Here is a 6,000-nt window from a genome sequence, read left to right on the forward strand (position 1 = left end):
CGGAGTAAATTTGGAAGAAAAGAATTGATGAGCTAATTCGGACCAAACCGTGGTGGAGTTAAACTAAGATTAGCTCCCAGTCATAAAGCAGATTTGCAACTAAAATAAAAACCCTATGAAAAAAATACTCATTGTCATCTTGCTGGTTTATGCTGCTGCCTCCGCAGAGGTGATGGCACAAGGCGGCGCCCTTGAAAATCCCCCCTCCAAAAAGGAACTAAAAGAAACCAAAAAACTGGAAAAAGCTAAGGCGGACCTGGCCAAAAAAAATGAGAAGCTGAACAAAGAAAAAGAGAAGCGAATAAAAATGCAGAATGATTTTCAAAATAAAAATTCAGCCGGAAAACTATCACCAAACGACATCGCAAAACAAACTAAGGCGATTAATAATCAGGTAAAAAAAATCGAGAAATTGGAAAAGGATATCGGAAAACTTGAAGAATATATCCGAGAAACCGAAGGAATAGAATTTCCCAAATGATGGCGGCCTAATCAAAGGATAAACTCAGGAATATGTAGATTGCAACGTTTTCCTATGAAAAGTATAATCTCACAAGTAGTCCGCTTCGTACCCAGGCCAGTCCTTCAGAGAATAAGTCCTGCTTTCCTCCATCTTCTTTCTTTTTTAAACAAAGGCAAAGAAGTAGAATGCCCAATCTGCTCCAAAGAATACAGGAAATTTTTGCCATATGGACGAGTAGCCAGAGAAAATGCCCTTTGTCCGAATTGCCTCGCATTGGAAAGACATCGATTGATGTGGCTATTTCTAAAAGAAAAAACCCCCTTTTTCTCCGCTTCCTTAAAAGTACTGCACGTAGCTCCGGAACATTGCTTCATTCACCGTTTCGAAGCTTTGCCTAATTTGGAGTACATCACCGCAGACATTGAATCTCCTCTCGCTAAAGTGAAAATGGATGTTCATGAGATTCCTTTTCCTGACGACAGCTTTGATGTGATTTTTTGTAACCACGTATTGGAACATGTAGAAGACGATATCAGAGCCTGTTCGGAATTCAATAGAGTTTTAAAGCCCTCGGGCTGGGGCATTCTTCAATCTCCCGTATACAAAATGGACAAAACCCTGGAAGACAAATCAGTCACTGATCCAGCGGAGCGGGAGAAGTTGTTTGGCCAGCGGGATCATGTGAGAAAATTTGGATTGGATTATGCGCAAAGACTAAGAAGGTCCGGGCTTCAGATCGAAGAAAACCAATTTGTATACGAGCTCCCTGTTGATTTGGTAAAAAAGTATGCCTTAGCACCTACCGAAACCCTCTACGTTTGTAAGAAAGGCAATTAACCAACGATTGATTTTTTAATCTTTTCAACCAGTAATCCAGCACCATAGGATACGAGCTGGATTATCGATGCTGTCCAGCTTAGGATAGTCACCAAAAGACTACCAAATCTGTTTCCGGAACTGATAAGGACGGCCATCGACCAAAATCCCAATACCATTAACTCCAGCTTGGCGATTGGATCAAACATCAAGAAAAAAAACGGGATAGAAATCAAGAAAAGAAGAAAAACAGTGGGTAACCAATGAACCAACTGAATCGCTTCAGGATGGAATCTTGAAACATTTACCCTATTTCTCCCGAATGAAAATGCCTGCTTGGCAAAACTAGTAAGTGTGTTTTTTCGCTTATGATAAACAAAGGCTTCTTCAACCAACTCGAGTTTGAACCCGGCCTTTTTTATCCGAATGCTCCATTCAACATCCTCTCCTTGGTTTGGGTCTACAAATCCACCAATCTGTTCAAAAACTCTCCTCGCCACCCCCATGTTAAATCCCCTGGCTTGATATTTTGAAGGGTTTTTCAATTTTCCACGTATTCCTCCCGTGGTCCAAAAAGAAGTCATGGCAAAATCCATGGCCTTTTGTAGGGCTGAAAAATCAGAATCAGCGGCGTCAGGGCCGCCAAATGCATCCAATTTCCGGGTCTGAATGGCTCGATAGACCTTTCCTAAATAATCACTAGGCAAAACCACATCAGAATCTAAGATGATAAAAAATTCACCTTGGGCCTTAGTCATCCCATGATTCCTGGCAAAACCCTGTCCGGAATTTTCCTGAAAAATATAGCAAAGCGAAAAACTGGATTCAAAGTCCCGACAAATCTCTTCTGAATCAACAGGTGAACCATCTTCCACCACAATCACTTCAAAATCCAAAAAATCCTGGTTAGAAATACTCGACAGCAACTCCCTGATTTCATCGGGTCGGTTGAAAACTGGAATAATGATGGAGAAGAACATCAGAAATCAAAATTGATTTCGTCATCAATTTTGTACTCCGCTTCCTTGGAATTGGAGGAGGTCATCAACTCGGCTATAAATCCCGTCACAAAAAGCTGAACACCGACCACAATGGCCACTAAAGCCAAGAAAAATAAAGGTTGATCGACAATTTCTCTGACCTTTACTCCTCGGCTCAAGCCATAGACCTTCTCAAATATCAACCAACAAGTAATCAGAAATCCACTCAAGAAAGATAAGGTGCCCAAGGTACCAAAAAAGTGCATGGGCTTCTTTTTGTATCTATGGACAAAAGATACGCTGATCAAATCCAAAAATCCATTCAGAAAACGCTCCAATCCAAACTTGGAGTAGCCGTACTTTCTAGCTTGGTGCTGCACTACTTTTTCACCGATCTTCGGGAAACCATTCCACTTGGCCAACAGGGGAATATACCGATGCATTTCACCGTAAATGGTAATGTTTTTCACCACTTTATTTCGGTAGGCTTTTAGCCCGCAATTGAAATCATGAAGCTGAATACCCGAAATCCATCGGGTCACCCCATTGAAAAACTTACTGGGGATAGTTTTGGAGATGGGGTCGTGTCTTTCCTTTTTCCAACCCGAAACAACATCAAGTCCTCCTTTGACCATTTCATAGAGTTCGGGAATTTCATCAGGACTATCTTGGAGGTCAGCATCCATGGTGATGACAACTTCTCCTTCTGCTCTTCTGAATCCCGCATCCAATGCCGCAGATTTCCCATAGTTCCTGGTGAAATTAAGCCCTCTGAGGAATTTATTGTTCTTTGAAAGATTTTGGATCACTTCCCAAGATCGATCTGTACTTCCGTCATTGATCAATATGACCTCATAAGAAAAGCCGTGCTGAGTCATCACACGGCTGATCCATTGGGTCAATTCTGGCAAAGATTCTTCCTCGTTGAAAACTGGGACTACGACGGAGATCTGAATCATGGATTAATAATCTAGGGACTTATCTCTTTTCTTTAAGATAGCTCCCAAAATTAATGCAAGAACTGCATAGAATATCAGACTAAAGCCAAAACCTTTCAATTGTCCGCTCAAAGTAAATCCAGAAGCAGAATTCACTCGCATTTCTTCCAACTGATCCGGAGGAATCGAATCCGGATTGACGCCGAATTTTTCCATCATACTTACTGTATTTTCGAAAGTAAGATCTGCCAAAACTTGAGGAAGACTGGGATCGATAACTTGAAAAAGGAGAATAGTGCCTATTGAAGATATCAGACCAGAAATGACCATGGTGATAAAACTAAAATTGAAAGCAGTACCAAAAGACATAAAGCCCCCCAAATCGCTTCTGTATTGCTTTCCAAAATAGATAATGAGTACAAAGAAAATTACGATTGAAACCAGAAAAAACCATCCGGATGCCAATAGGCTGGAATCAATGAAATAGGCGAGATAAGTCACTGCCATCGCAATCAAACCCATAATTATTCCTGGTTTAAGGGCGGCCTGAAAGGGGGATTGTGTTTGTTGTTCCATAGTGCTTAGGTTGGATTTTTTCTCAAAATAATTGAAATAATAATGCTAAAAAACATTCCGGGGATGATTTTCCATAGTCCATCATTGAAGGCGACATCCCAAGTGCTCATTAGATTTAAGCTTTTTTGAGTTGCCAGATAAGAATCCTCTCCCACCTGAGACAGGATTGTTTCCTTATTTTCCTGCATCACATCCCATTTGGACTCACGAATAGATTCAAACAATTCCGGGGAAAAAGAGAGAAAAGCCCAAATAGTAACAGCTGAGATACTTCCAATTAGAAAATAAGTCATAAAACCCATAGTCATCCCTTCAGCAAATGATAGATATCCAGCATTAGTGTAGTCTTTAAAGAACTTAATCGCCAGAAAAATCGCTATGGGAGTGATCAAATAGCCAAAAACAAGATTGAGATTGGTTGGATCCTCGTAAACAAAGGACAAAACAAGGAAGGAAAGGAAAGACAGAATTCCTCCAAGCACCCCAAACTGATAGGCTGTCTTAAGGTATTTATGCATCCGTCTTGATCAACTGACCCTTTTGAATGACTAATTTCACTTTACCCAGAAGGGGCTGACCGAACCAGGGATGATTGGAGGACAAGGATAGATTGGACTCTTCATTGTAGATCCATTCTTGGGAAGGATTCCATATAGTCCAAGCTTGGGGAGTTGAATTCAGTACCTTGGCCGGGCCGGATGTTATTTTGTCGATCAAAAGCTCCCAACCTAATTCCGGAACGAGCTTTACCATCGCAGGCAGGAAGGTTTGAAGTCCAGCCATCCCAAAAGAAGCCAGGTCAAACTCAGCAAATTTAGAATCAAAATCCTGTGGCTGATGATTGGACACCATGGCATCGATTGTTCCATCTCGTAAGCCTTCGATCAATGCCTCCCGGTCAGCACTCCCTCTAAATGGAGGTTTGACTTTGAAATTGGAATCGAAAGTGACCAAATCTTGATCATTAAATAAAAGTTGGTAAATAGAAATATCTGCAGTCACGTTCAAACCCTCAGCCTTTGCCTTTCGGATCAAATCTACACCCTTGGCTGTACTCAAAGTTTGAAAATGAACTTTTCCTCCCGTGTACCTCAGTATTTCCAAATTTCGCTGAATGGCCACATCCTCGGCCAGGTTAGGAATTCCTTTCATTCCCAACTGAGTGGAGATTTCTCCTTCGTGCATTTGACCGAAAATACCCAGCAAAGGATCGTATGCATGATCAAACAAAACCCCATTAAACTTTTGGAGGTATTGAAGGATTTTCATGTATCGGTCGGAATTAGCCAAAGGCTTGATCCCTTCTCCGAATAGGGTGACTCCGGATTGAAAATGCATATCCAAAATCTCGGTAAGCTCCTCACCAAGGTTGTTTTTGGTCACAGCACCCATGATTTCGAGTTTGGGACCGTAAGTTTTGGCCTTATTCAATACAAAATCGACTTCGTTTTTGGTCTGAATAACCGGATCAGTATTGGGCATCACAACAGCTTGAGCAAAACCGGATGTCGACAGGGACTGACATAAAGATTCTACTGTCTCACGATATTCTTGACCGGGCTCTCCCAGGCCTACCCTTAGGTCAATCCAACCCGAAGAGAGGAAACAACCCTCACAATCCACTATTTTGCCTGAAAAAGTATCTGGGACGAATTCAGAGGGTGATAGAATTCCATCTTGGAACAGAAAATTTTTTTTTGCGGATATTTCTCCTTTTGCGATCAATCGCAAGCCACGAAGAAGATAAGAGGACATCAGAAAATGGTTTGGTGCAAAACTGCAATAAATCCCCAGAAAAGAAAAGTTGAAAAAGTAAAAGCATGAAGGAAAGCACACTTCAAGTCGGGATATTTAAATATTTCCTAAAAAAATGCATAGAAACAAAATTAAGACTTTAAGCCCTAGGAATCAGCTAAACAAAGTTCAAATTAGATTCTATCAACCAAAGATGAGCACAAGAGGCTTATTGGTAAGGAAAATCATTATTCCGTGTATTCATCCTTCCGATTCCTGAGAGCCCCTAAACGCCAAAAGCCCTTCGGGTTATCGAAGGGCTTTTTGAATAATGTGGCGGCGACCTACTCTCCCGGGTGTAACCCCAGTACCATCGGCGCTGCAGGGCTTAACTTCTCTGTTCGGGATGGGAAGAGGTGGGACCCCTGCGCTAGGCCGCCTAATCTGTAAGTATGCATTGATCGGTGATCAGTCTGCATCTAATATCTTGTGT

At 41.6% G+C, this 6,000-nt stretch carries 7 protein-coding genes and 1 rRNA gene; 2 read left to right on the forward strand and 6 right to left on the reverse strand.

Features of this window, described 5'->3' with window-relative positions; genetic code table 11:
- The first annotated feature begins 115 nt into the window (after positions 1 to 115).
- Both AAA943_RS15315 and AAA943_RS15320 read left to right on the forward strand, forming a co-directional pair.
- On the forward strand, positions 116 to 481 hold the full coding sequence (locus AAA943_RS15315; protein ID WP_338225137.1) for a hypothetical protein: 366 nt from the start codon (positions 116 to 118) through the stop codon (positions 479 to 481).
- Between the two features lie 54 nt (positions 482 to 535).
- Complete coding sequence (locus AAA943_RS15320; RefSeq protein ID WP_338225138.1) at positions 536 to 1,300, forward strand: class I SAM-dependent methyltransferase; 765 nt, start codon at positions 536 to 538, stop codon at positions 1,298 to 1,300.
- On the opposite strand, the gene AAA943_RS15325 is transcribed toward AAA943_RS15320, so the two are convergent.
- From AAA943_RS15325 to rrf, 6 genes are all read right to left on the reverse strand, one after another.
- Positions 1,297 to 2,259: a glycosyltransferase family 2 protein gene (locus AAA943_RS15325; RefSeq protein WP_338225139.1), complete on the reverse strand. Its 963-nt coding sequence runs from the start codon at positions 2,257 to 2,259 to the stop codon at positions 1,297 to 1,299. The genes AAA943_RS15320 and AAA943_RS15325 overlap by 4 nt on opposite strands.
- Positions 2,259 to 3,218 (reverse strand): glycosyltransferase family 2 protein, encoded by a 960-nt coding sequence (locus AAA943_RS15330; RefSeq protein ID WP_338225140.1) that lies wholly within the window; start codon positions 3,216 to 3,218, stop codon positions 2,259 to 2,261. The genes AAA943_RS15325 and AAA943_RS15330 overlap by 1 nt, the downstream gene beginning before the upstream one ends.
- 3 nt (positions 3,219 to 3,221) lie before the next feature.
- Positions 3,222 to 3,773 carry a DUF4199 domain-containing protein gene (locus AAA943_RS15335; RefSeq protein WP_338225141.1) on the reverse strand — a complete coding sequence of 184 codons (552 nt, stop codon included), beginning with the start codon at positions 3,771 to 3,773 and terminating at the stop codon, positions 3,222 to 3,224.
- A 5-nt stretch (positions 3,774 to 3,778) separates the two neighbouring features.
- Positions 3,779 to 4,291: a DUF4199 domain-containing protein gene (locus AAA943_RS15340; RefSeq protein WP_338225142.1), complete on the reverse strand. Its 513-nt coding sequence runs from the start codon at positions 4,289 to 4,291 to the stop codon at positions 3,779 to 3,781.
- Entirely contained in the window at positions 4,284 to 5,528 is a 1,245-nt protein-coding gene (locus AAA943_RS15345; RefSeq protein WP_338225143.1) for a dihydroorotase, read from the reverse strand. Before AAA943_RS15345 ends, AAA943_RS15340 begins: the two co-directional genes overlap by 8 nt.
- A gap of 310 nt (positions 5,529 to 5,838) precedes the next feature.
- A 5S ribosomal RNA gene (gene rrf, locus AAA943_RS15350) occupies positions 5,839 to 5,950 on the reverse strand.
- Positions 5,951 to 6,000: the final 50 nt, after the last annotated feature.

The organism is Algoriphagus confluentis (assembly GCF_036245625.1).
Classification (GTDB): domain Bacteria; phylum Bacteroidota; class Bacteroidia; order Cytophagales; family Cyclobacteriaceae; genus Algoriphagus; species Algoriphagus confluentis.

Excerpts from the sequence above, each read along its gene's own strand:
- AAA943_RS15315 (WP_338225137.1), top strand. The coding sequence starts at position 116 with ATGAAAAAAATACTCATTGTCATCTTGCTGGTTTATGCTGCTGCCTCC.
- AAA943_RS15320 (WP_338225138.1), top strand. The coding sequence starts at position 536 with ATGAAAAGTATAATCTCACAAGTAGTCCGCTTCGTACCCAGGCCAGTC.
- AAA943_RS15325 (WP_338225139.1), bottom strand. The coding sequence starts at position 2,259 with ATGTTCTTCTCCATCATTATTCCAGTTTTCAACCGACCCGATGAAATC.
- AAA943_RS15330 (WP_338225140.1), bottom strand. The coding sequence starts at position 3,218 with ATGATTCAGATCTCCGTCGTAGTCCCAGTTTTCAACGAGGAAGAATCT.
- AAA943_RS15335 (WP_338225141.1), bottom strand. The coding sequence starts at position 3,773 with ATGGAACAACAAACACAATCCCCCTTTCAGGCCGCCCTTAAACCAGGA.
- AAA943_RS15340 (WP_338225142.1), bottom strand. The coding sequence starts at position 4,291 with ATGCATAAATACCTTAAGACAGCCTATCAGTTTGGGGTGCTTGGAGGA.
- AAA943_RS15345 (WP_338225143.1), bottom strand. The coding sequence starts at position 5,528 with ATGTCCTCTTATCTTCTTCGTGGCTTGCGATTGATCGCAAAAGGAGAA.